The 22,951-nt window shown below is 72.8% G+C and carries 18 protein-coding genes; 11 read left to right on the forward strand and 7 right to left on the reverse strand.

Features of this window, described 5'->3' with window-relative positions; all coding sequences use genetic code 11:
• Window positions 1–4 precede the first annotated feature (4 nt).
• Both ACVHNB_RS11170 and ACVHNB_RS11175 read right to left on the reverse strand, forming a co-directional pair.
• On the reverse strand, window positions 5–781 hold the full coding sequence (locus ACVHNB_RS11170; RefSeq protein WP_428951535.1) for a hypothetical protein: 777 nt from the start codon (window positions 779–781) through the stop codon (window positions 5–7).
• A 138-nt stretch (window positions 782–919) separates the two neighbouring features.
• Window positions 920–2,596 carry a PucR family transcriptional regulator gene (locus tag ACVHNB_RS11175; RefSeq protein ID WP_428951534.1) on the reverse strand — a complete coding sequence of 559 codons (1,677 nt, stop codon included), beginning with the start codon at window positions 2,594–2,596 and terminating at the stop codon, window positions 920–922.
• Window positions 2,597–2,868: 272 nt separating this feature from the next.
• Between ACVHNB_RS11175 and ACVHNB_RS11180 the strand changes: the two genes are divergently transcribed.
• From ACVHNB_RS11180 to ACVHNB_RS11205, 6 genes are all read left to right on the forward strand, one after another.
• A complete protein-coding gene (locus tag ACVHNB_RS11180) occupies window positions 2,869–3,777 on the forward strand; it encodes an FAD binding domain-containing protein (protein WP_428951533.1) in 909 nt (302 codons plus the stop codon).
• Window positions 3,777–4,358 (forward strand): (2Fe-2S)-binding protein, encoded by a 582-nt coding sequence (locus ACVHNB_RS11185; RefSeq protein WP_428951532.1) that lies wholly within the window; start codon window positions 3,777–3,779, stop codon window positions 4,356–4,358. Before ACVHNB_RS11180 ends, ACVHNB_RS11185 begins: the two co-directional genes overlap by 1 nt.
• Window positions 4,359–4,362: 4 nt before the next feature.
• Window positions 4,363–6,765 (forward strand): xanthine dehydrogenase family protein molybdopterin-binding subunit, encoded by a 2,403-nt coding sequence (locus ACVHNB_RS11190; RefSeq protein ID WP_428951531.1) that lies wholly within the window; start codon window positions 4,363–4,365, stop codon window positions 6,763–6,765.
• Window positions 6,766–6,941: 176 nt separating this feature from the next.
• A complete protein-coding gene (locus ACVHNB_RS11195; RefSeq protein ID WP_428951530.1) occupies window positions 6,942–8,402 on the forward strand; it encodes an NCS2 family permease in 1,461 nt (486 codons plus the stop codon).
• 33 nt (window positions 8,403–8,435) lie between these two features.
• Window positions 8,436–9,584, forward strand: coding sequence for an XdhC family protein (locus ACVHNB_RS11200; protein WP_428951529.1), 1,149 nt, complete (start codon window positions 8,436–8,438; stop codon window positions 9,582–9,584).
• Window positions 9,585–9,722: 138 nt separating this feature from the next.
• Window positions 9,723–10,901 (forward strand): glycoside hydrolase family 6 protein, encoded by a 1,179-nt coding sequence (locus ACVHNB_RS11205; RefSeq protein WP_428951528.1) that lies wholly within the window; start codon window positions 9,723–9,725, stop codon window positions 10,899–10,901.
• Between the two features lie 6 nt (window positions 10,902–10,907).
• Here ACVHNB_RS11205 and ACVHNB_RS11210 read toward each other — a convergent pair whose 3' ends face one another.
• The 3 genes from ACVHNB_RS11210 to ACVHNB_RS11220 form a co-directional block, all read right to left on the reverse strand.
• Window positions 10,908–11,972: a saccharopine dehydrogenase NADP-binding domain-containing protein gene (locus ACVHNB_RS11210; protein ID WP_428951527.1), complete on the reverse strand. Its 1,065-nt coding sequence runs from the start codon at window positions 11,970–11,972 to the stop codon at window positions 10,908–10,910.
• Between the two features lie 49 nt (window positions 11,973–12,021).
• A complete protein-coding gene (locus ACVHNB_RS11215) occupies window positions 12,022–12,453 on the reverse strand; it encodes an SRPBCC family protein (RefSeq protein WP_428951526.1) in 432 nt (143 codons plus the stop codon).
• A gap of 192 nt (window positions 12,454–12,645) precedes the next feature.
• The gene (locus tag ACVHNB_RS11220; RefSeq protein WP_428957497.1) at window positions 12,646–13,437 is read right to left on the reverse strand and encodes a polysaccharide deacetylase family protein; all 792 of its coding nucleotides are present in this window, start codon (window positions 13,435–13,437) and stop codon (window positions 12,646–12,648) included.
• A 447-nt stretch (window positions 13,438–13,884) separates the two neighbouring features.
• Between ACVHNB_RS11220 and ACVHNB_RS11225 the strand changes: the two genes are divergently transcribed.
• Window positions 13,885–15,480 (forward strand): hypothetical protein, encoded by a 1,596-nt coding sequence (locus ACVHNB_RS11225; protein WP_456227947.1) that lies wholly within the window; start codon window positions 13,885–13,887, stop codon window positions 15,478–15,480.
• 169 nt (window positions 15,481–15,649) lie between these two features.
• A complete protein-coding gene (locus ACVHNB_RS11230; protein WP_428951524.1) occupies window positions 15,650–16,543 on the forward strand; it encodes a glycoside hydrolase family 16 protein in 894 nt (297 codons plus the stop codon).
• A gap of 15 nt (window positions 16,544–16,558) precedes the next feature.
• On the opposite strand, the gene ACVHNB_RS11235 is transcribed toward ACVHNB_RS11230, so the two are convergent.
• Complete coding sequence (locus ACVHNB_RS11235) at window positions 16,559–18,205, reverse strand: penicillin-binding transpeptidase domain-containing protein (protein WP_456227948.1); 1,647 nt, start codon at window positions 18,203–18,205, stop codon at window positions 16,559–16,561.
• Between the two features lie 116 nt (window positions 18,206–18,321).
• On the opposite strand from ACVHNB_RS11235, the gene ACVHNB_RS11240 reads away from it, so the two are divergent.
• Both ACVHNB_RS11240 and ACVHNB_RS11245 read left to right on the forward strand, forming a co-directional pair.
• Window positions 18,322–19,248, forward strand: a complete 927-nt coding sequence (locus tag ACVHNB_RS11240) for a LysR family transcriptional regulator (protein WP_456227949.1) — start codon at window positions 18,322–18,324, stop codon at window positions 19,246–19,248.
• Window positions 19,249–19,250: 2 nt separating this feature from the next.
• Entirely contained in the window at window positions 19,251–20,126 is an 876-nt protein-coding gene (locus ACVHNB_RS11245; protein WP_456228865.1) for a serine hydrolase, read from the forward strand.
• 12 nt (window positions 20,127–20,138) lie between these two features.
• On the opposite strand, the gene ACVHNB_RS11250 is transcribed toward ACVHNB_RS11245, so the two are convergent.
• Entirely contained in the window at window positions 20,139–21,194 is a 1,056-nt protein-coding gene (locus ACVHNB_RS11250) for a hypothetical protein (RefSeq protein WP_456227950.1), read from the reverse strand.
• A gap of 243 nt (window positions 21,195–21,437) precedes the next feature.
• Between ACVHNB_RS11250 and ACVHNB_RS11255 the strand changes: the two genes are divergently transcribed.
• A complete protein-coding gene (locus ACVHNB_RS11255; RefSeq protein WP_456227951.1) occupies window positions 21,438–22,949 on the forward strand; it encodes a cryptochrome/photolyase family protein in 1,512 nt (503 codons plus the stop codon).
• Window positions 22,950–22,951: the final 2 nt, after the last annotated feature.

The following is a 22,951-nucleotide window of genomic DNA, read 5'->3' on the forward strand; positions in this document are numbered from 1 at the left end:
GGCCTCAGGCCGCCGCGGGCAGCGCCCCCGCGAGCCAGGTGGGCACACCCCCGAGCAGCCGGAACAGCCGGGCCGCCTCCGCGCGCAGGCGTGCCGAGGTCTCCGGTTCGGGCTCCGCCTCCGCCAGGGAGACCAGCGCCGGGGCCGTGCCCACCAGGAAACCGAGCTCCTCCCGCAGCCGCAGCGACTCCGCGAAGCCGTGCCGCGCCTCCGCCAGCTCGCCCTCGCGCAAAGCCAGCCCGGCCAGATGGCGCCAGGTGAACGAGAGCAGCAGCGCGTTGTCGTGGGCCGTGGCGCCCGCATGCGCCCTGCGGTACGCCGCCCGCGCCGCCTGCGGTGAGTCGGCCAGGTTCTCCGCCATCAGGCCGCGGCGGAAGTCGAGCAGGGCCCGGCCCGGCGCGCCGGGGGCGATCAGCGCCGCCGCCCGGCCGAACGCGGAACGGGCCTCGTCGACCCGGTCCCGGACCTTCAACAGCGTGGAGGCGTAGGCGAGTTGACCGCGCTCGCAGGCCGCCGCGCCGCGTTCCTCATCGCTGTGGGCCACGGCCTCCGCGGCGCGCAGCGCGTCCTCCGCCTCCGCCCAGCCCTGCTCCGTGTACAGGCACCGCTCGCCGAGCAGCGCCGCGCGCTGCAGCGCGGCGGCGGGATCCGTCGTCGCATGAGGGTCGAGAAGTGCGGCCGCGTCGGCCCAGCAGCCGCGCGAGCGCAGCCGCCATACCGCGGTCTGGAGTGGATCGTTCCCTGCGTTCGTTCCGGTACCAGACATGGCGGTATGCGCCACGTTGCCCTCCCCGAGCACGCCATCGAGCCGAGTTGTCGTGGGGCATCTCAGCACGGATCGCGGCGCCCGGCCAAGGGGATGGGTGAAAGATTTCACAAAGGGGCCGGGTTCCGGGCCGGGCCCGGAACCCCCGTGGCGTCAGCTCATGCGCAGGGCCAGGAAGAAGTCCAACTTGTCCTCCAGCCGCGACAGATCACGGTTCGTCAGCTGTTCGATCCGGCCGACGCGGTAGCGCAGCGTGTTGACGTGCAGGTGGAGACGGCTCGCGCAGCGGGTCCACGATCCGTCGCAGTCGAGGAACGCCTCCAGCGTCGGGATCAGCTCCGCGCGGTGCTTTCGGTCGTACTCCCGCAGCGGGTCGAGGAGCCGGGCGGTGAACGCGCGGCGGACGTCGTCCGGGACGAAGGGCAGCAGCAGGACGTGCGAGGCGAGCTCCTGGTGCCCCGCGGCGCAGACCAGGCCCGTACGGGCGGCCGCCACCCGGCGGGCGTGCCGGGCCTCCTCCAGGGCGCCGCGCAGCCCCTCCGCCGAATGGACGGCCGCGCTCACGCCGATCGTCAGGCGCCCGTCGTCCGCGAGGCCCGCCGACAGCGGGTCGCGGACGGCCTCGAGCAGCGTGTCCGCGATCAGGCCCTGCTCCGAACCGTCGTGCTCGGCCGAGACCGCGGGCAGCGGGACGAGCGCGATGGCCTCGTCGCCGGTGTGCGCCACCGCGATCCGGTCGGACGGCTCGGGCCCCGCCGACAGCGGGTCGACGAGGATCTCCTCGAGCAGCGACTGGGCCACCGGACCGCCCTCGATCTCGCCGCCCTCCCACTCGACGCGGGCCACGACGACCTGCCAGTGCGGGGCCGCGCCCAGGCCGGGCAGCAGGACCGGCGCCGCCACGCGCAGCCGCGCGGCGATCTCGGCCGGGGCCGCACCCGTCTGGACCAGCTCCAGGACCTCCTGGGCGAGGCGCCGGCGTACCGTCCGGGCGGCGTCCCGGCGGTCGCGCTCCACCGAGATCAGCTGGGTGACGCCCTGCAGCAGGTCCAGCCGCTCCTCGGGCCAGTCGCCCGCGTCCGCCTCGACGGCGAGCAGCCAGTCCGACAGGACCGTCTCGCGGACGTCGCGGGAGGCGGGTGCCGCGCTCCGGCCACCGGTGCGGATCCCGAACACCGAGTACGTCGTCTGGCCGATCGTGACCCGGTGCGGGGCCCGGCGGCCCGCCCGGGTCGCCGCCAGGTGCTCGGCGGCCAGCCGCGCGCAGACGTCGGGGGGCAGGTCGGGGCCCGCCTCGTTCGACCCGGCGATGGCGCGGCCCGCGGGGGAGAGCACCCAGGCGCGCAGGTCCAGGTCGCTGCCGAGCAGGTCGAGGACCACGTCCGGGCCGCCGCCCGCCGGGCCCGACGTCATCAGGCGCCGGTGCCGGTCCACGACCGCCGCCAGGTCGCCGGCCCGCTCGCCCGAGACCTGGCGCACGACGTGCTCGGTGATGGTCGCGAACGCCACCGACTCGTTCACCGCGAACAGCGGCAGCCGGTGCCGGACGCAGGCCTGCACCAGGTCCTCGGGGATGTCGCCCAGCTCGGCCTCGCCGGCCGCGAGCGCCGCGACGCCCGCCGCGGACAGGATCCGGACGAAGGGCTCGGAGTCGTCGGCGTCCCGGCGCCAGGCGAGGCCCGTGAGGACCAGTTCGCCGCCCGACAGGTACCGGCTGGGGTCCCGCAGATCCGTCGTCATCACGCCGCGGACCGTGCGGTCCAGCTCGTCCTCGCCGCCGAGGAGCCTGAGGCCCAGCGCGTCCGTGTCCAGCAATGCGCGCAGCCGCATGTCTTCGTCGCCGCCGATCTGTCTCGAACTGTTTCTTCGGTTTCTGCAGGAAAACGAAGAGGTTACTGATGCTCTCCGTTCATACGAATCTACAAGACACCCGCGTTGGTCAGCCAACTCCTTCATGGTTTCCGTGACTGACCCTGGCGGAGCACACGGCGGTGTACTGGGCCCACTCCGCGTTAACAGCACATGAACGAGCCCCCGTGATCCGCACATCCGTGGCTCGATCCGATCGAACGAACCACGAACGACGAAGAAGAGAGCCGCTCATGGACTTCCTTCGCCCCGCCAGCTGGGAGGAGGCGCTCGCCGCCAAGGCCGAGCACCCGACAGCTGTGCCGATTGCGGGTGGCACCGATGTCATGGTCGAGATCAACTTCGACCACCGCCGCCCCGAGTACCTCCTGGACCTCAACCGCATCGGCGAGCTGAGCGAGTGGGAGGTGGGCGAGGGGCCTCAGGGCACGGTCCGGCTCGGCGCCTCCGTCCCGTACAGCAAGATCATGGAGCACCTGCGGACCGAGCTGCCGGGCCTGGCGCTCGCCTCGCACACGGTCGCCTCGCCGCAGATCCGCAACCGCGGCGGCGTCGGCGGCAACCTCGGCACCGCCTCCCCGGCCGGTGACGCCCACCCGGCCCTGCTCGCCGGCGGCTGCGAGGTCGAGGTCGAGTCCGTACGCGGCTCGCGGCGCATCCCGATCGACGAGTTCTACACCGGCGTGAAGCGCAACGCGCTCGCCCCCGACGAGCTGATCCGCGCCGTCCACCTGCCCAAGGCCGACGGCCCGCAGCAGTACTCGAAGGTCGGCACGCGCAACGCCATGGTGATCGCCGTGTGCGCCTTCGGTCTCGCGGTGCACCCCGAGACCCGGACGGTGCGCACCGGCATCGGCTCGGCAGCGCCGACCCCGATCCGCGCCAAGGAGGCCGAGCAGTTCCTCAACGCCGCGCTCGACGAGGGCGGCTTCTGGGACAACGGCAAGATCATCACCCCGTCGGTCGCCAAGCAGTTCGCGGACCTGTGCTCCGCCGCCTGCAACCCGATCGACGACGTGCGCGGTACCGCCTCGTACCGCCGCCACGCGGTCGGCATCATGGCCCGCCGCACGCTCACCTGGGCGTGGGAGTCCTACCGCGGCACCGACGGCCGCTCCGACAAGCTGGGGGGAGTCGCGTAATGCGCGTCAATTTCACGGTCAACGGCCGTCCGCAGGAAGCCGACGACGTGTGGGAGGGCGAGTCCCTGCTGTACGTGCTGCGTGAGCGGATGGGCCTGCCCGGTTCGAAGAACGCCTGCGAGCAGGGCGAGTGCGGTTCCTGCACCGTCCGGCTCGACGGCGTGCCGGTGTGTTCGTGTCTGGTGGCCGCCGGACAGGTCGAGGGCCGCGAGGTCGTCACCGTCGAGGGCCTCGCCGACTTCGCCAAGAAGCGCTCCTGCGGTGACCACGAGGGCGGCTCCTGCGGCACATCCCTCCAGGACGCCCAGGGCTGGGCCGCGCGGGGCACCGACTCGCAGACCGGCGAGGGCGCCGAACTCGCCCCGATCCAGCAGGCGTTCATCGACGCCGGCGCGGTCCAGTGCGGCTTCTGCACCCCGGGCCTGCTGGTCGCCGCAGACGAGATGCTGGAGCGCACCCCGAACCCGTCGGACGCCGACATCCGCGAGGCCCTGTCCGGCAACCTGTGCCGCTGCACCGGCTACGAGAAGATCATGGACGCGGTCCGGCTCGCCGCCGCGCGCCAGTCCGAGGAGGTCTGAGGACATGGCTGACACCCGCACCACAGGTATCCCGTTCAATGTGACGCAGGGGTCGCAGACCAAGGGCGGCATCGGCGAGTCCACGCTCCGCCCGGACGGCACCCTCAAGGTCACCGGTGAGTTCGCGTACTCGTCCGACATGTGGCACGAGGACATGCTGTGGGGCCAGATCCTGCGCTCCCCGGTCGCGCACGCCGAGATCGTCTCCATCGACACCGGCGAGGCGCTCGCGACGCCCGGCGTCTACGCGGTCCTCACCTACGACGACCTGCCGACCGACGTGAAGAACTACGGCCTGGAGATCCAGGACACCCCGGTCCTCGCGCACGGCAAGGTCCGCCACCACGGCGAGCCCGTCGCGATCGTCGCCGCCGACCACCCGGAGACCGCGCGCCGCGCCGCCGCCAAGATCAAGGTCGAGTACCGCGAACTGCCCGTCATCACCGACGAGGCGAGCGCCACCGCGCCGGACGCGATCCTCGTGCACGAGGGCCGCGACGACCACCACATCGGCCACGTACCGCACCCGAACATCGTGCACCGCCAGCCGATCGTCCGCGGCGACGCGGCCGAGGCCGCCAAGAAGGCCGACGTCATCGTCAAGGGCGAGTACTACTTCGGCATGCAGGACCAGGCCTTCCTCGGTCCCGAGTCCGGCCTCGCCGTGCCGTCCGAGGACGGCGGCGTCGACCTGTACGTCGCCACCCAGTGGCTGCACTCGGACCTCAAGCAGATCGCCCCGGTCCTCGGCCTGCCCGAGGACAAGGTGCGCATGACGCTCTCCGGCGTCGGCGGCGCGTTCGGCGGCCGCGAGGACCTGTCGATGCAGATCCACGCCTGCCTGCTCGCGCTGCGCACGAACAAGCCGGTCAAGATCGTCTACAACCGGTTCGAGTCGTTCTTCGGCCACGTCCACCGCCACCCCGCCAAGCTGTACTACGAGCACGGGGCGACCAACGACGGCAAGATCACGCACATGAAGTGCAAGATCGTCCTCGACGGCGGCGCCTACGCGTCCGCGTCGCCGGCCGTCGTCGGCAACGCCTCGTCGCTGTCGGTCGGCCCGTACGTGATCGATGACGTCGACATCGAGGCCATCGCGCTCTACTCCAACAACCCGCCCTGCGGCGCCATGCGCGGCTTCGGCGCGGTCCAGGCGTGCTTCGCGTACGAGGCACAGATGGACAAGCTGGCCGACAGACTCGGTATGGACCGAGTGGAGTTCCGGCAGCTCAACGCCATGGAGCAGGGGACCATCATGCCGACCGGGCAGCCGGTCGACTCCCCGGCCCCGGTCGCCGAACTGCTGCGCCGCGTCAAGGCGATGCCGCTGCCGATGGAGCGCCAGTGGGAGTCCAGCGAGGGCGCCGACGTGCGCCAGCTGCCCGGCGGTCTGTCCAACACCACGCACGGCGAAGGCGTCGTCCGCGGTGTGGGCTACGCGGTCGGCATCAAGAACGTCGGCTTCTCCGAGGGCTTCGACGACTACTCCACCGCCAAGGTGCGCATGGAGGTCATCAACGGCGAGGCCGTCGCCACCGTGCACACCGCCATGGCGGAGGTCGGCCAGGGCGGCATCACCGTCCACGCGCAGATCGCCCGCACCGAGCTGGGCGTCGCGCAGGTGACCATCCACCCCGCCGACACCCAGGTGGGCTCGGCCGGCTCCACGTCCGCGTCGCGTCAGACGTACGTCACCGGCGGCGCCGTCAAGAACGCCTGTGAGCTGGTGCGCGAGAAGGTCCTGGAGATCGGCCGGCGCAAGATGGGCACCTACCACCCGGCGTGGGCGACCGCCGAACTCCTCCTGGAGGGCGGCAAGGTCGTCACCGACGGCGGCGAGGTCCTCGCGGACCTGGTCGACGTCCTGGAGGGCGAGGTCGTCGAGCTGGAGGAGGAGTGGCGCCACCGGCCCACCGTCGCCTTCGACCTGGTCACCGGCCAGGGCAACGGCCACGTGCAGTACTCCTTCGCCGCGCACCGCGCCGTCGTCGAGGTCGACACCGAGCTCGGCCTGGTCAAGGTCATCGAACTGGCCTGCGCCCAGGACGTCGGCAAGGCGCTCAACCCGCTGTCCGTCGTCGGGCAGATCCAGGGCGGCACCCTCCAGGGCATGGGCATCGCGGTCATGGAGGAGATCGTCGTCGACCCCAAGACCGCGAAGGTCAGGAACCCGTCCTTCACGGACTACCTGCTCCCCACGATCCTCGACACGCCGACCATCCCGGTCGACGTGCTCGAACTCGCCGACGAGCACGCCCCGTACGGGCTGCGCGGCATCGGCGAGGCCCCGACCCTGTCGTCCACCCCGGCCGTCCTCGCGGCGATCCGGAACGCGACGGGTCTCCAGCTCGACCGGACGCCCGTCCGGCCCGAGCACCTGACGGGCACGGCCCCTTCGGCCTAGCCGTGTGCGACCCGGCCCCGCCGGGGCCGGGTCGCTGAGAAACGCGGGGGACGCCGTCCCCCGACCCCAGTTGCAGTCCGTCTCGGGCCGTCCCCCGGGTCGTGCAGCCATCCCAAATCCCGCACGCGCCAGAGCACTGAGCGGGTGCCCCTTTGAACCTTGGGAAACGAGGCACCATGACCCAGCAGTCAGTGGAGCCGAAGACCGCCGCCGACGACGCGGGCGCGGGTTCGCGCCAGCCCGCCGGCAGGTCTTGGCTCGACCGGTACTTCCACATATCGGAGCGAGGATCGACGGTCGCGCGTGAAGTGCGCGGCGGCGTCACGACCTTCATGGCCATGGCGTACATCCTTCTGCTCAACCCCCTGATCCTGTCCGGCAAGGACGCCGCCGGTGACACGATGGGCCAGAAGGCCCTGATCACCGCGACCGCCTTCGCCGCCGCGTTCACCACGCTCCTGATGGGCTTCGTCGGCAAGGTCCCGCTCGCCCTTGCTGCCGGCCTCTCCGTCTCCGGTGTGATCTCCTCGCAGGTCGCCCCCGAGATGACCTGGCCGCAGGCCATGGGCATGTGCGTGATGTACGGCGTCGTGATCATGCTTCTGGTCGTCACCGGCCTGCGCGAGATGATCATGAACGCGATCCCGCTCGCGCTGAAGCACGGCATCACCATGGGCATCGGCCTGTTCATCGCCCTGATCGGCCTCTACAAGTCCGGTTTCGTGCACGTCGGCAAGGCCACCCCGCTCACGCTCGGCCCGGCGGGCGAACTCGCCGGCTGGCCGGTGCTGCTGTTCGCGGGCACGCTCCTCCTGATCTTCATGCTGCAGGCGCGCAACACCCCCGGCGCGATCCTGATCGGCATCATCACCGGCACGGTCGTCGCGATGATCCTCAACGCGCTCGACGTGATCAGCCCCAAGCAGTGGGCCAACGGCGCCACCCCCGAGCTGCACGGCAGCGCGGTGTCCATGCCGGACTTCTCGCTCTTCGGCAAGGTCGAGTTCGGCGGCTGGGGCGAGGTCGGCGCCATGACGGTCGGCATGATCGTCTTCACGCTCGTGCTCGCCGGGTTCTTCGACGCGATGGCCACCATCATCGGCGTCGGCACCGAGGCCAAGCTGGCCGACGACAAGGGCCGGATGCCGGGCCTGTCCAAGGCGCTGTTCATCGACGGGGCCGGCGGCGCGATCGGCGGCGTGACGGGCGGCTCCGGCCAGACCGTCTTCGTCGAGTCCGCCACGGGCGTCGGCGAGGGGGCCCGCACGGGTCTCGCCTCCGCCGTCACCGGCCTGTTCTTCGCGGCCTGCCTGTTCTTCACGCCGGTCACCGCGATCGTCCCGCAGGAGGTCGCGTCCGCCGCGCTCGTCGTCATCGGCGCCATGATGATGATGAACGCCCGGCACGTCGACTGGGCCGACCGGGCCACCGCGATCCCGGTGTTCCTCACCGTGGTCCTGATGCCCTTCACGTACACCATCACCACCGGTGTCGCCGCGGGCGTCATCTCCTGGGTCGCCATCAAGATCGCCCAGGGCAAGGCCCGGGAGATCGGGGCCTTCATGTGGGGCCTGACGGTGATCTTCCTCGTGTACTTCGCGCTCAACCCGATCGAGAGCTGGATGGGCGTCCACTGACGCCCGCTCCGTAACCGCTAAGGAGACCGAGACATGCTGGACATCGCCGAAGAGCTCAACCGGTGGGTCGAGCAGGGACGCGACTTCGCCGTGGCCACCGTGGTGGCCGTCGGCGGGAGCGCGCCCCGGCAGCCCGGCGCGGCCCTCGCCGTGGACAGCGAGGGCACCGCGATCGGCTCGGTCTCCGGCGGTTGCGTGGAGGGCGCGGTCTACGAGCTGTGCCAGGAGGCGCTGCGGGACGGCGTCACGCACCTGCAGCGCTTCGGGTACAGCGACGACGACGCCTTCGCCGTGGGGCTCACCTGCGGCGGCGTCATCGACATCCTCGTCACACCGGTACGCGCCTCGGACGAGGCCGTACGCGGTGTGCTCGCGACCGCGCTGGCCACCGCCGCCACGGGGGAGGCGGCGGCGGTCGCGCGGATCGTGTCCGGGCCGGCCGAACTCCTCGGCCGCGCCCTGCTGGTGCGCCCCGACGGCTCGTCCGAGGGCGGCTTCGGCGCCCACCCCGAACTCGACCGCACGGTCGCCGGCGAGGCGCTCGCGTATCTCGACGCGGGCCGCACCGCCACCCTGGAGATCGGCGAGCAGGGCTCCCGCTGCGGAGCGCCGCTCACGCTGCTCGTCGAGTCCTCCGTCCCCGCCCCCCGGATGATCGTCTTCGGCGCGATCGACTTCGCGTCGGCGCTCGTCCGGATGGGCAAGTTCCTCGGCTACCGCGTCACCGTGTGCGACGCGCGGCCCGTCTTCGCGACGGCCGCCCGTTTCCCGGAGGCCGACGAGATCGTCGTCGAGTGGCCGCACCGCTACCTGGAGCGCACCGACGTCGACGGCCGCACGGTCCTGTGCGTCCTCACCCACGACGCCAAGTTCGACGTCCCGCTCCTCCACCTCGCGCTGCGCCTCCCGGTGGCGTACGTGGGCGCCATGGGCTCCCGCCGCACGCACCTGGACCGCAACGAGCGGCTGCGGGACGTCGGCGTCACCGAGCTGGAGCTGGCCCGTCTGCGGTCACCGATCGGGCTCGACCTCGGCGCCCGCACACCGGAGGAGGTGGCGGTGTCCATCGCCTCGGAGATCGTCGCCCACCGGCGGGGCGGCAGCGGTGTCTCGCTGACCGGCGCGCACACCCCGATCCACCACGAGCCCAGGTCCACCCGGCGCATCGGGTCGGTGGCCTGACCGCTTCGCCGCCGCACCGGGCGCCTGGTTCAACAGGCGCCCCGTGCACCGTACTTGACGCCGTACGCAACACCCTGGACTCTCTTATGGGAGCGCTCCCAGCAAGTCCCCGTGCCCTTGCGACCCAGGAGTGAACCCGTGCGAGGTCCCCTCAGACGTGCCTCAACCGTCATAGCGGCCCTGTCCGTCGCCCTGGCCGTGCTGCTCCTCGGCGGGCCGGTGGCCGGCGCCGCCGACAGCGGTGCCCAGGCCTCCCGGCTCTACGTCCCCGATCCCAACCCGGACGCCCTCAGGCAGGTCCTCGGCCTGGTCCGGGCGGGCCAGTACCGCGACGCGGCCCGCATCACGGCCATGGTCGCCACCCCGCAGGCGGTCTGGTTCGGCGACCAGAGCCCGGCCGAGGTCGAGCGGCTGGCCCGCGACGTGGTCAGGGACGCCGGCCGCGACGACGCCGTCCCCGTGTTCGCGCTCTACAACATCCCCGGCCGCGACTGCTCCAACTACTCCGCGGGCGGCGCCGCGAACACCGCCGAGTACCAGGCGTGGATCGACGCCGTGGCCCGCGGCATCGGCGCCCGCGACGCCCTGGTGATCCTCGAACCCGACGCGCTCGCCCTGCTCCCCGCCGACTGCGGACAGGACGACGCCCAGGGCACCAAGACCGCCGCCCGCTACGCCGAGGTGAACTACGCCGTCGACACGCTGGAGCCCCTGCGCGGCACCCGGGTCTACCTCGACACCGGGCACCCCGGCTGGCACGCCGTCGGCTCGATCGTGCCGCGCCTGATCAAGGGCGGCGTGCTGCGCGCCTCCGGCTTCTACACCAACGCCTCGAACTACAACACGGACGACGCCAACTCCTGGTACGGCAAGCTGATATCGTCGTGCGTCGCGTACGTGGACGGGGGCGGCGACGCCGCGGACTGCCCGGACCAGCACGCGCCGCGGGCCGCGACGCAGGCCTGGATCGACGCGCACGTCCATGTCCCCGCGTCGCGGATGGCGCACTTCGTGACCGACTCCAGCCGCAACGGCCGGGGCCCGTGGACCCCGCCGGCCGGCAAGTACACCGACCCGCAGGACTGGTGCAATCCGCCGGACCGGGGCCTGGGCGCCCGCCCGACCCTGCGCACCGGCGACCCCTTGCAGGACGCGCGCCTGTGGATCAAGACGCCGGGGGAGTCGGACGGGCTGTGCCTGCGGGGGACGGAAGGCCCCGAGGACCCCGAGCGCGGCGGCCTCGACCCCAAGGCGGGGGACTGGTTCCCGCAGCAGGCACTTGAACTGGTGCGGTACGCCAACCCGCCGCTCCTGTAGCGGGGTTCAGGAGTCCGGGAGCGTCAACTCGAACGACTCCTGATCGGCCAGCGACCGCAGAAAGGGCGCCGCCTCGAACGCCTCGGCCGGGCTGAACACCCCGGCCTTGCGCGGCCCCTCGCCGCCGGTGAGCCGGAGCACCGCCTCCACCGAGGCGAGTGCCCCGGCCCGCCAGATGTCCCGCCCGCGCACGAACGCCGTCCGGCCGCCGCCTCCGTCCCGGACGACCTGCGCCGCGACGGTGAACTCGGTGCGGGCCCGCTCCTCGGGGCTCGCGTCGACGCTGCTGAAGGTCTGTTCCTCCTCGAACGTCGAGGCGGTGAGCTGCACTTCGACCGAACGGGCCGGGACGTGCCGGGGCACGGTGACGACCTCGCCGGACGGGAACGGCACGATGGTGGCGCGCGGCCCGACCGGCGGCGGGAACGGGAAGACGGCGTCGCGGGTCTCCACCGGGCCGATGTGCTGGGCGCCGTCCGAGTAGGAGATGCGGTCGGTCTCGCCGATGAGGAGGTGCGCGGTGTCCACCGCGCCGCGCGTCATCCGCCAGCCCGTGACGGCGTATCCGACGGTGACCTTCTCCACGTCCGGCAGCCCCTCGGCGGCGGCCGCGGCGAGCAGGTCGCCGAGCCCGCCGTAGAAGCTCATCTGCGGGATCAGCACGGCTCCGGTGCGCTCGGCGATGCTCTGGCAGTCGTCGAAGAGGTGCTTGACCGCGTGCGGTTCGAGGGCGTGGTCGACGTACGGGATGCCGGCCTCGGCCGCGGCGCGGGCGACCGGGGCGCCCGTCGTGGTGAAGGGGCCCGCGCAGTGGTTCATGGCGTCGGCCCGTTCGGCCAGCCGGCGCAGGGCCACCTCGTCGTCGAGGGGCGCCGCGTGGACGCTGAGGCGGGCGGGGGCGGCGAGCTCGGCGGCCAGGGCGCGCAGGCCCGGCTCACCGCGGCCGGCGAGGATCACGTCCTGGCCGCGGGCGAGGAGTTCGGCGGTGACGAGGCGCCCGGTGTGCCCGGTGGCGCCGTAGACGGCTATGGCCATGAGACGGCTCGCTTCCGTACGGAGGAGTGCGACCAAGTGGGACAAGATACAACTGATCCGGGTGGCCGACGAGCTGTCCGACCCGTCAACTCCCGTACCGCAAAAGGCCGTTCACCGCTCTGCCGAACATCCATCGCCCTGCCGCCGCGAGCAGCGGATCCGCCACGGCGGGCACCCCGCGCACCCGTAGCTCCTCGCGCCACTCCACCCGCGACCGGTCGGCCCCGAGCGCCCGTACCTCGAACTCGGCCCAGCCGGTGACGAACCGGCCGTGCTTGACGAGGCGGCAGCGGCGCGGCGGCTGCCAGGCGACCACCTCCATCGGATCGTCGAAGCCGAACCGGCCGCCGATCCCGGTACGGGCCACGAACACGGTGCCCGCGGCCGTCGGTGACGGCGTGGTCACGGTGACGCGGGTGAGCGGTACGACGTCGCCGTGCCGCTCCCAGTCGGTCAGGCGCCGCCACGCCTCGGCGGCGGGCAGCGGGGTCTCACGGACGATACGGACATGGGCCACGCCGCGAGCGTAGGTCCCTTGCGGCGGGCCCGGCCGCACCGCGCCTGGCGTGTCGTCGCGTTCCGCGTCCCAACTGGGCGGCTGCGCAAGCCCGCACGCCCTGCTGCTCGTGTGCGGCGCCGGGCCCCGTCCCTCGCCGAGCTGCCACTGCCGCTGCCGGTGCGGCGGGTCCGATCCGGCCCGTGGACCGGCTCACGGGCGGTAGATCCTGCCCGGCTCCGCCGTGCCGGGGGCGAACAGCTGCGGGACCGTCACGAAGACGTAGCCCTTCTGTTTGAGCGCGTCGATGATGCCGGGGACGGCCGGGACCGTGCCCCGGTAGATGTCGTGCAGCAGGATGATGCTGTCGCGCCTGGTCTGATCGACGGCGCGTTTCTGGATCAGGGCGGAGTCCGTGGTCGTGTAGTCCTTGGTGGTCACGTCCCACAGGATCTGCGCCAGGCCCTCCTCCTTCGCGAGTTCGCCGACGTGGTCGTCCGTCCGGCCCTGCGGCGGCCGCATCAGGGTGGGGCGTTTGCCGGTCAGCCGTTCCACGGCGTCGTCGGTGCGCTTGAACTCGTCCCTGATCTGCGCGTCGTCGATGTCCGTGAGGATCTTGTGGTCCCAGGTGTGGCTGGCCAGCTCGTGGCCCTCCCGGGCCATCCGCCGGACCAGCTCCGGGTGCTTGGCGATGTGGTTCTTGCCGAGCAGGAAGAACGTCGCGGGGACCTTCTTGTCCTTGAGGATGTCGAGCAGCCGGGGGCTGTTCTCGCTGGGGCCCGCGTCGAAGGTGAGGGCGACGCACTTGGCCCGGCGGCAGTCGACCGTGCCGAACCGGTCGGCCGTGGAGCGCGCGCCGCCCGCCTTCGCGTCGACGGCGCCGGCCTTGCGGGCGCCGCTCGGGCTGGTCGTGTCGTACTGGGTGCAGCCGCTCAGGCCGAGGGCGAGGGTCCCGGCGACCGCCAGGACGGCGACCGCACGGAACCCTCTTCGTATTTTCATCATCTTCACAGGTGCGACGGACATGCCAGCACTATACATAGCGTGTATACGTCGAGTGTATAGGTATCTGACCTGCGGCTTCTGAACGGCGGCTGCCCCTGTGCCTTCTCTTGAGTCTTCTGTCGCGTCTTCTCTGTGCCCGTCCGCGGGCGGTGATCGGATGCGGCCGCGGCGCCCGCGTGGTCGCCCCTGAACGTGGCTCGCCGCCCGGTGGTCAGGATGTGACGAGCCCGTCGATGTCCCCGCATACGGTGAGTTCGTGCCCCGTGACCGATTGACAGGTCCGCCGCCGCCCCGGATCGTGTCAACCGGTGTGTGACGCCTGACGGTTGGGGGACCGCGATGAGGTGGCCGGGGGACGCGTCCGACAGTGGTGCGGGGCAGGCGGGACAGGCGGGGGGAGCCGGGGCCGGTTCCCCGGAAGGCGGCGCGTTCGGGCCGCCTCCCGCGATGCCGCCGCCCCCGGGCTCCGTGCCGGGGCCCCCGCCCCCGCCCCCGCCCGGGATGCCGGCCGCGCCCCCGCCGATGCCCGCGCGGCCGCCGAGACCTGCGCCGGGCCCCGCCGAGCCGGCCCGCGCGCTCGCCGCCGGCCTGCTCAATCTCTGCGGCCTGGGCCTGGGGTACCTCTACCTGCGCCGGTGGCTGCTCGCCGCGCTGTGCCTCGCCGCGACGGCCGCGCTGCTCGTCGTCGCCCTGCCCGCCGACCCGGACGGGGTGCCGCGATGGGCCCTCGTCGGATACCTCGCCCTCCTGCTCCTCGCGGCGGCGGACGGTGCGCGCCGCGGGCTGCGCGCACCCGCGACCGCCGTACGCGCCAGGCCCGTTGCCGTCGTCGCGGTCGCGGTCGCCCTGCTCGCCGTGCCCGCCGGAGGAGCGGTCGCGTACGGCGGACTGCGGGACGACGCCGTCGAGGAGATGCTGCTCGACCGGCTCGCCGCGACGGACGCCCTCGTCGAGGCGGCCTCCGCCGAGGGCTTCGCCGAGGCGCGCCCCGACTACCGCACCGCCCTGACCCGCTACCGCGCCCTCGCCGAGGACCACCCGGACTCCCGCGCCGCGCACCGCGTCCACGACAGCCTCGACACCTACTACAAGACGGTCGCCGCGCCGTACGCCGACGCCGACCACTGCGCGGCCGTCGCGCCCCTCACCTATCTGCGGGACGTGCCGAAGGCGATCGACCGCGACGTCCTCGGCTCCCTCGCGACCTGGCCCGACAAGCCGCTCGCGGTCTCCCTCCTGAAGTGCGGCACCGGCAAGCTCGGCAGCGCAGAGAGCGACGGGAGCGGCGGCGAACTCGGCCAACTCCTGCGCACGTTCCCCGAGTCGGCGCAGGCGGCCGAGGTGGAGCCCGCGGTCCGCGCCGCCGTCGACCGACGCGCCGGTGACCTCTCCGGCGCCGAACCGTGCCGCGCCACCGACGAGCTGCGCCGGATCGGCGACACCGCTAAGGAACTGCCCGAGCCCGCCCCCGGGCACGTGCGCGGGGACATCGACGCGGCCGTCGGCAAGGGTGTCTACGCCTGCGGGATGGACCAGTTCGAGGACGGGAAGTTCGCCGAGGCCCGCAAGACCCTGGCCGACTTCGCGGGCACGTACAAGAGCGACAAGCGGCGCGGTCGCGCCCAGCAGGTCGCCATCGCCGCCGAGATCGCCGAGCAGCGCCCGTCCGCGGGCGCCCGGTTGCCGCGCGCCCACGCGCCCGGCGGCGCACGCATGGAGATGGTGATCAGCAACGACGGGCCCGGCCCCGTCGAGATCCTCTACACCGGGCCGGTCACCGGGCGCGTCACCATCGGCGCCTGCGGTTCCTGCTCGACGTACGGCAGTGAGGCTGCGGGAAGCAGCAAGGCATGCAAGGCGAGCGGCAGGAACTATCCGAAGAAGACGCTGCGGCTGCCCGCGGGGACGTACCACTTCCTGCACAAGCCGGGCGGCTCGCAGGCCACCGCCCGCAGCCGCGCCGCGGGCGGCACCATCCAGCCCGGATACACCTACACGCAGTGCAGTTACGTGGTGAGCAGCGGGCTCGGCGGCGATCTCTGAGGGCGTCCGCGGCGAGGACGGGGCCGGGGCTGGAACCGGTTACCACAAAGCGGTCTTCTCACCTTCCGCACCTACAAGGGGTCTTGACGTGTCCGCTTCATGCCCTGCACCCTGACCCAGCGGGAAAGCGTTTTCTATCCGAGGAGACGCGAGACCGAAGGGTGAGGCCATGCGAGACCGAACCACGATGACGACGATCGCCCTGCTGGCCGCGGGCGCCCTGCTCGGCGCGCTGCCCGCACAGGCGGCGGAGCCCGACGCGCGGGACGCCGCGACCGGGACCGCACTCGTCGACCCCGCCACCCCCGCCGACGCCAGTCCGCTGAGCACCGGCGCCGCGCCCGCCGCCGCGGCCCAGACCCTGGTGTTCAGCGACGAGTTCGACGGCTCGACCGTCAGCACGGCCCGGTGGACCGCCCGCGACGAGGAGCGCTCCGGCGCCGCGGGCACCGACCGCTGGTGGTACAAGCCGGCCAATGTCCGCACCGACGGCAACGGCGCCCTCGCCATCGACGTCAAACAGCTCGCCGCGGGCCAGTACTCCGGCGGCCGCATCGACAGCCAGGGCACGTTCGACTACACGTACGGCACGATCGAGGCCAGGATCCACACCCCGGCCGCGACCAACGGACACCTCGCCGCGCTGTGGCTGCAGGCAGACGGAGGGCTCACCCCCGGCGGCGCCGTCGACGGCACCGCGCGCGACGGCGCCGAGATGGACATCACCGAGACCAACTACCAGGCCGACAAGTACTCCGTGACCCTGCACTACGACGGTTACGGCGCCGACCACAAGTCGTCCGGCACCGTCGCGAACGCGCCCGGCCTGCACAGCACCTGGTACCACACGTTCGGCCTCAGCTGGACCCCCACCCAGCTGCAGTTCCTCTACGACGGTGCCGTGGTCCGCACCGTCACCGACCCTCAACTCATCAGCCAGGTGAAGGAGTTCCCGATCCTGTCGCACGAGGTCCTGGACGGCTGGGCGGACGGCTCGGTCCACGACGAGACGTTCGACTGGAACTCCACGATGTACGTCGACTACATCAGGGTCTGGCAGTAGGCGCGGACCCGCGCCTCACGACGGGTCGTCCGGTACGGCGGACAGCAGGCTGTGCAGGATCGGACCGGCCGACCCGCCACCGGTGACGCCCTGCTCCACGACGCAGGCGACGGCCACGTTGCCGCGCCGCGCGACGAGCCAGCCGTTGTTGGGCTCGTCCTCGGAGACCTCCGCGGTGCCGGTCTTCGCGCCGATGCCGCCGGGCAGATCGGCCAGCACCCGGGCGGTCCCCTCGGTGACGGTGGCCCGCATCATCGTGCGCAGCTGTCCGACCACGGACGCGGGAAGCGGGGTCGTGGACGTCGTGTCCTTGGCACCGCGCACGATGGTCGGCTGGTGGAAGGTACCGGACGCCGCCGTCGCCGTGACCGACGCCATGATCAGGGGATTCGCCTGGATGCGGCCCTGCCCGATCATGGACGCGGCCTTCTCCGTCTCGTCCTTCGGCACCGGCACCGACCCGTCGTACGACGGGATCCCGACGTGCCACTCCTGCCCGACGCCGAAGTACTTGCGGGCCACGTCCCCGAGTTCGGACCCGCCGAGCCGGCCGCGCAGGCTGATGAAGGCCGTGTTGCAGGACTCGGTGAAGTCCTTGCGGAAGGTCGCGCCGCGGAACTCGGACGTCTCCACGTTGTGGAACTCCTTGCCCACGGTCAGATACTTGGGACAGTCCACGACGTCGTCCGGCTCGACCGCGCCCTTGAGCAGCAGCGCGCTGCTCGTGACGATCTTCCAGGTGGAGCCGGGCGCGTACGTGCCCGAGACCGCGCGGTTGAAGCCGGTGGCGGGGGAGTTGGCCATGGCGAGCACCTCGCCGTTGTCGACGCGGAGCGCGACGAGCGAGGCGTTCTTACCGTCGGCCTCGGCCATCGCCTTCTCGGCGGCGGACTGCCAGGAGGCGTCGAGGGTGGTCGCGACGGGCTCGTCGGCAGGGGTCTTCTTCGCGCCGAACGTGGTCTCCGTCCCCTTCACCTCGCCGGTGGCCCGGTCGACGAGCCGGATCGCCCCGCGCGGCCCGGCCCCGCCCCCGGCGAACTGGGAGAGCACGGCCTGCAAGGAGGGATAGGAGTCGCCGGTCAGTGAGGCCCCGGTGCGGTCGGTGACCTTCGGGGCGGCCGTGTCCTCGCGCTCCAGGCGGAACTTGGCGCTCTCGCTCAGGTGGGGATGGACGAGGGACAGCTTCCAGTCGACCTTCCAGCCGCCGCCCCGCTGCTCGCGCAGGGGCAGCCCGGAGGTGTACGTCCACGCCCCCAGGCCCGTGACGGGCATCTTCGCGGTGAACGGCACCCGGACCGAGCCGTCGTCGGCCCGCGTCGCCCGCGCCGCGGTGAGCCGGGGCCCCTTGATGTCGAGCCCGGCGGTGAAGTTGCGCAGCACCTGGCGCGCCGCGGCGGGGTCCGTGGTGCGGGCGGCCGCGCCGTCGAGCCGGCCGCCCGCCCAGTCCGCGAGGAACGCCCGGGCCTGGGTGAGCGCCGCCGGGTCGGGGGCCCCGTCGCCCCGCTCGAAGGGGCCGAGCCCCGCGGCGTACGCGCCGCCCGCGGTGACGGCGAGGACCGCGGTGACCGCGACGGCGGCCCTGCGCCCGGTGCGGCGGGGGCGGCGGCGGTACGTCGTGACGTGGCCGAGATCCGGATCGTGGGTGGAGGAAGGGTGCGTCATGCCGGGAAGGAGAGCAATCTGCCCACCCTTCTGTCCAAGTCTCATATCAATCAAGGATCGATCAGAATCGCATATGATTGCTGATCGTGGACCTGATCCGGCACCTGGAGTGCTTCGTGGCTGTTGCAGAAGAGTCACACTTCGGCCGGGCCGCCGCCCGCCTCGGCATGGCCCAGCCGCCCCTGTCGCAGCGCGTCCAGCGCCTGGAGCGGGAACTCCAGGTGCGGCTCTTCGACCGCACCAGCCGACAGGTGACGATCACCAAGGCGGGCACGCTGCTGCTGCCGGAGGCGCGCGAGCTGCTCGCCCGCTCCGAGGCGCTGCTGGCCACCGCACGCCGGATCCGGGACGGCGAGAGCGGGCTGCTGCGCGCCGCGCTGCCGCCGGACATCGCGGGCGGCACGGTCGCCGCGGTACTGACGTCCTTCCAGGAACGCAACAAGGGAGTCGAGCTGGAGCTCCACGAGCTGTCCACCGCCGAACAGCTCGCCCGCTTCGCCGCCCGCGAACTCGACGTCGGACTCATCCACCACCCCTGCGACGTGACCGGCCTGGAACTCGGCCCCGTGCTGCGCCGCGAGCTCGGCGTGCTGCTGCCGCGCGACGCCCCGGCGGCCTCGTCCACCGAGGTACCCCTCGCCGCGCTCACCGGCTGCGACCTGATCCTCTTCCCGCGCGCCACCGCCCCCGCGCTCTACGACGACCTGCTGACCACCTGCGCCCGCGGCGGCTACACCCCGGCCGCCGTCCGGCACGGGCAGGGCGCCAGCTTCGTCCGCGGACTCGTGCTCTCCGCGGGCGCCGTCGCCCTCGCCCCGCGCGACGCGGCGCCCGCCGAGAGCGACGCCCTCGTGTGGCGGCCCCTTGCCGGAGCGCCGCTGGCCCGGCGGCACTCCGTCGCCTGGCCGCGCGGACACGGCGACGCCGCCGTCCACGCCTTCGCCGACGCGGCCACGCACGCGCTGCGCACCACCGCCGACGCCCTGCCCGACATCCCCACGCGCCCGATGCACCTGCGCCCGGCAGCGGAGTACTGGCTGTGACGATCCGTACCGACTTCCGCGAACGCGTCCGCGCGGCCTTCACCGACGCCGGCGTCACCGGCCGGCTGCACGCCCTCGACATCGACTCGGGCGCTCAACTCGACGTCGAGGCAGACGAGTTGGTGTGCACGGCGAGCGTGCACAAGCTGCCGCTGCTGGTCGCCCTGCACGAGCGGGCGGCGGCCGGCGCCCTCGACCTCACCGAACAGGTCGACTGCCCGCAGGGCGACCGCACCGCGGGGCCCACCGGGCTCGCCGCGATGCTCGATGCGGCCCGCCTCTCGCTGCGCGACCTCGCCTACCTGATGATGGCGGTCAGCGACAACGCCGCCGCGGACCTGCTCCTGGACCGGGTCGGCCTCGACGCCGTCAACCGCACGACGGCCCGCCTCGGCCTCGACGCGACGTACGCCGTCCACACCTTCGGCGCCACGATGGCCTCCATCAAGGAGGATGTCGGCCCGGCCGGCGCCCGCGCGCTGGCCGACCCGCACGTCATCGGGCGGTTGCGCGCCCTCGACCCGGCCCGCTCCAACCGCAGCACGCCGCGCGAGCTGACCCGGCTGCTCGGCGCGATCTGGCGCGACGAGGCCTGTACGGCCGAACACGGCTCCGCCATGAGGCGCCTGATGGGCCTTCAGGTGTGGCCGCACCGGCTGGCGTCCGGCTTCCCGTTCGACGACGTGCACGTCGCGGGCAAGACCGGGTCGCTGCCGACGCTGCGCGCGGAGGCCGGAGTCGTCGAGTACCCGGACGGCGGCCGCTACGCCGTCGCCGTGTTCACCCGCACCGCGCAGACCGCGGCCACCCTGCCCGCCGCCGACGCGGTCATCGGCACCGCCGCCCGGATCGCGGTCGACGCGCTGCGCGCCGGATAGGGCCGTGCGGCCTCACGACCGGGTGGCGGTCCCGCACGTCTGGTCCCCGGACGCGCCCGCCCGGGCCTCCATCGGCGCGCTGCGGTCGTACGGGTCGACGGTCGGGCCGTCGGCCGCCTGCCCGGTGCCGAACTCCGGGGTGAGGTAGCCCGTATAGGTGTCGCATCCCGCGTTCGTGGTGTCCACGCTGTTGCGCACGACGGAGAAGGTGCCCGCCTTCGTGCGCACCTTCGCCGGATCGTCCCAGTTCACCACCACTTCGCGGCGCACGATCGTGCGCACCACCTGGGAGCTGCCCCGCTCCGCCCGCACCACCGGATACACGTACGTCACGTCGGTGGTCACCTCCAGCGCACCGTTCTCGCCCTCCCGGTACGTCATCCGCCCCCGCGTCCTGACGACGTCCCCGACGAGCCGCACCTCGGTCCGGTCGAAGCGGCTGAACAGCACGAGCGGGTTGTCCTCCGCGCTCGGCGCGGTCAGCGAGGTGTCCAGGAACTCCTGTTCCCCGGGCTGGCGCGGGTTGATGAACGCGATGGCCTCGTCGGGCCGTTCGCCGCGCAGCACCTTCGGATCCAGGCTGGACGCCACGAGGAAGTCCCGGGTCCGCCGCAGCGCCCGCGCGACCTGCGCCTCGCCCATCCAGCCGGTGGCCCGGGCCGCGGGCACGCCGATCCCGGCCGCCCCGTCGGCCCAGTCCGCGGCGGGCGATCCCAGGAACGGATCCTCCAGCGTGCCCTGTCCGGCCGACGGCACCCTGGCCGGGGGCGCGTCGTCGCCACCCCCGAACCAGCCGGTCACCCGGCCCGGGTCGAGCGCGACGAACACCAGCGCCAGCGCGGCCAGCAGCCCGACCACGTACCAGCCCCGCTTCCGCGCGCGGGGCGGTCGGTGCGTCCGCCACCCCTCCGGCTGCCCGGACTGCTCCTGGAGCCGCCGTGTCACCATGCGGGCGCGCGCCGACGGCTCCTTGGGGGCGTCGGGCACCCCCTCCTCGGACTCCCTGAGGAACCGCTCCCACTCCTCGTCCGACACGGACGAACCGCCCTGATCCCCACCCGAATCCACGCTGTGCTCCCCGCCGTTGCCCAAGCCGTCCCGCGATGCCGCCCCTCCCCAGGGCAGTCGTCGCCGCAGCATGATCGCACAGGCGTTCCCGGGAGGAAGCCGCCTCGGCGCCCTCACGCGAGAAGCGGCCCGCCCGGCGTGTGCCGGGTCCGGCCCGCGCCGCCGTGCGCTTTGATCGACGACCAAGGACCCGGTCGGCGCGGCGCGCCGACCGGGCAACGACACGTCGATGGAGCGCCCGGCATGACCGACGAAGAGTCCGGCACCCCTCACTGGCTGTTCGGCGATCAGCTCGGCCCGCACTTCGCCGACCCCGCGCGCGGCGGCCCGCACCGGGACGCGCCGCTGCTGATGATCGAGGCCCGCAGCGTCTTCCGGCGCAGGCGGTTCCACCGCGCCAAGGCCCACCTGATCCTGTCGGCGATGCGCCACCGGGCCGCCGAACTCGGCGACCGGGTGCGGTACGTCAGGGCGGACACCTATCGCGAGGGCCTGCGCGAGGCGGTGGGGGACGACCCCGTGACGGTGCATCACCCCACCACGCACGCGGCCCGGGACTTCGTGGACTCCCTGCCCTCCGTCCGCGTCCTGCCGGCCCGCGGTTTCCTCATGACGCACGACGAGTTCAGGATCTGGGCGGACGGCCGCGGCACGAAACACCTCCGCCAGGAGGACTTCTACCGCTGGGTCCGCCAGTCGCACGACCTGCTGATGGAGGGCGACCGGCCGGCCGGCGGCCGCTGGAACCTGGACCACGACAACCGCCAGCCCCCGCCCCGCGGCGCCACCGACCTGGGCGTCCCCGCGCCCTACCACCCGCGGGAGAGCGACATCGACGCCGAGGTGCGCTCCGACCTCGACCGCTGGGCGCGCGACGGGGACGTCGAGTTCGTCGGCGAGGACGCGCCCCGCTGGTTCCCCGCCACGCGCCGGGAGGCACTCGCCGCGCTGCGCCGCTTCGTCGAGCACCGGCTCGCCACGTTCGGCGCGCACGAGGACGCGATGCTGTCCGGGGACGCGACGATGAGCCACAGCCTGCTCTCCTCGTCGCTGAACCTCGGGCTGCTGGACCCCGCCGAGTGCGTCGAACGGGCCGAGGCCCGGTGGCGTTCCGGCGACGCGCCCCTCAACAGCGTCGAGGGATTCGTGCGCCAGGTCGCCGGCTGGCGCGAGTACGTCTGGCACGTCTACTGGTACTTCGGTACGCGGTACCGCGACAGCAACACCCTGCGCCACCACGCGGAACTGCCCGACTGGTTCACGGAGCTCTCCCCGGAGGGCACCGAGGCGAACTGCCTCTCCCACGTCCTGGAACAGGTCAGGGACACCGGATGGACCCACCACATCCCCCGCCTGATGATCCTCGGCAGTTTCGCCCTGCAGCGCGGCTGGGAGCCGGGGGCCGTCACCGACTGGTTCCACCGCAGCTTCGTCGACGGCTACGACTGGGTCATGGTCCCCAACGTGGTGGGCATGTCGCAGTACGCGGACGGGGGCCGCATGACCACCAAGCCCTACACGTCCGGCGGCGCCTACATCGACCGCATGAGCGACCTGTGCGGCCCCTGCCGGTTCAAGCCGTCCGTCCGGGTCGGCGAGGACGCCTGCCCGTTCACCGCCGGGTACTGGAACCTGCTGCACCGCCACCGCGACCGGTTCGAGCACAACGCCCGCATGGCACAGGCGGTGCGCGGCCTCGACCGCCTCCGCGACCTCGACGCACTGCTGGAGCAGGAGCGCGACCGCCAGGACTGAGA

The sequence above is a fragment of the Streptomyces sp. YJ-C3 genome (assembly GCF_053891275.1).

What these genes read in the sequence shown, in the direction of transcription:
- ACVHNB_RS11175 (WP_428951534.1), bottom strand. Translation starts at nt 2,596, where the DNA reads ATGCGGCTGCGCGCATTGCTGGACACGGACGCGCTGGGCCTCAGGCTC.
- ACVHNB_RS11180 (WP_428951533.1), top strand. Translation starts at nt 2,869, where the DNA reads ATGGACTTCCTTCGCCCCGCCAGCTGGGAGGAGGCGCTCGCCGCCAAG.
- ACVHNB_RS11185 (WP_428951532.1), top strand. Translation starts at nt 3,777, where the DNA reads ATGCGCGTCAATTTCACGGTCAACGGCCGTCCGCAGGAAGCCGACGAC.
- ACVHNB_RS11190 (WP_428951531.1), top strand. Translation starts at nt 4,363, where the DNA reads ATGGCTGACACCCGCACCACAGGTATCCCGTTCAATGTGACGCAGGGG.
- ACVHNB_RS11195 (WP_428951530.1), top strand. Translation starts at nt 6,942, where the DNA reads ATGACCCAGCAGTCAGTGGAGCCGAAGACCGCCGCCGACGACGCGGGC.
- ACVHNB_RS11200 (WP_428951529.1), top strand. Translation starts at nt 8,436, where the DNA reads ATGCTGGACATCGCCGAAGAGCTCAACCGGTGGGTCGAGCAGGGACGC.
- ACVHNB_RS11220 (WP_428957497.1), bottom strand. Translation starts at nt 13,437, where the DNA reads ATGATGAAAATACGAAGAGGGTTCCGTGCGGTCGCCGTCCTGGCGGTC.
- ACVHNB_RS11225 (WP_456227947.1), top strand. Translation starts at nt 13,885, where the DNA reads ATGCCGCCGCCCCCGGGCTCCGTGCCGGGGCCCCCGCCCCCGCCCCCG.
- ACVHNB_RS11230 (WP_428951524.1), top strand. Translation starts at nt 15,650, where the DNA reads ATGCGAGACCGAACCACGATGACGACGATCGCCCTGCTGGCCGCGGGC.
- ACVHNB_RS11235 (WP_456227948.1), bottom strand. Translation starts at nt 18,205, where the DNA reads ATGACGCACCCTTCCTCCACCCACGATCCGGATCTCGGCCACGTCACG.
- ACVHNB_RS11255 (WP_456227951.1), top strand. Translation starts at nt 21,438, where the DNA reads ATGACCGACGAAGAGTCCGGCACCCCTCACTGGCTGTTCGGCGATCAG.